1 pseudogene is annotated in these 741 nt (G+C 66.9%); it reads right to left on the reverse strand.

Annotated elements, in window-relative coordinates:
- Nucleotides 1-741, reverse strand: a pseudogene (locus tag STRAU_RS31540) (alpha-1,4-glucan--maltose-1-phosphate maltosyltransferase); the annotation flags it as partial.

Raw genomic sequence — 741 nt, forward strand, 5'->3', positions numbered from 1 at the left:
GTCTCGCCGGTCAGCTCGTCGCGCACCGGAACCGACTCGTGCGGGCCGAGCCCCAGCCGCGGCATGTCCAACGAGACGGTGGCTTCCTGGGTGTGGTGGGGGTCGAGGTTCACGACCACCAGAACCGTGTTCGAACTGCCCTTGTTCGCAACCGACTTGGAGTAGGCGATCACCGTGTCCTTGTCCGTGTCGTGGAAGTGCAGGTCACGCAGACTGGCGAGGGCGGGGTTGGCCCGGCGGATCCTGTTGAGCGTGGTGATGAGCGGCGCGATGCTGCGCCCCTCGCGCTCGGCTGCCGCCCAGTCGCGCGGCCGCAGTTGGTACTTCTCCGAGTTCAGATACTCCTCGCTGCCGGGCCGCACCGACACGTTCTCGCACAGCTCGAAACCGCTGTAGACACCCCAGGTCGGCGAGAGCGTCGCGGCGAGCACCGCGCGCGCCTCGAACGCGGGCCGCCCGCCGTGCTGGAGGTAGGCGTGCAGGATGTCCGGGGTGTTCACGAAGAAGTTGGGGCGCAGATAGTGCGCCGTATCGGTGGACAACTCCCGCAGATAGTCGGTGAGTTCGTCCTTCGAGTTGCGCCAGGTGAAGTACGTGTACGACTGGTGGAAGCCGATCGCCGCGAGCGTGCGCAGCATCGCGGGGCGGGTGAAAGCCTCCGCGAGGAACAGCACATCGGGGTCGGTGCGGTGGATGTCGCTGAGGACCTCCTCCCAGAACACGACGGGTTTGGTGTGGGGG

This window comes from Streptomyces aurantiacus JA 4570 (assembly GCF_000414115.1).
Taxonomy (GTDB): Bacteria; Actinomycetota; Actinomycetes; order Streptomycetales; family Streptomycetaceae; genus Streptomyces; species Streptomyces aurantiacus_A.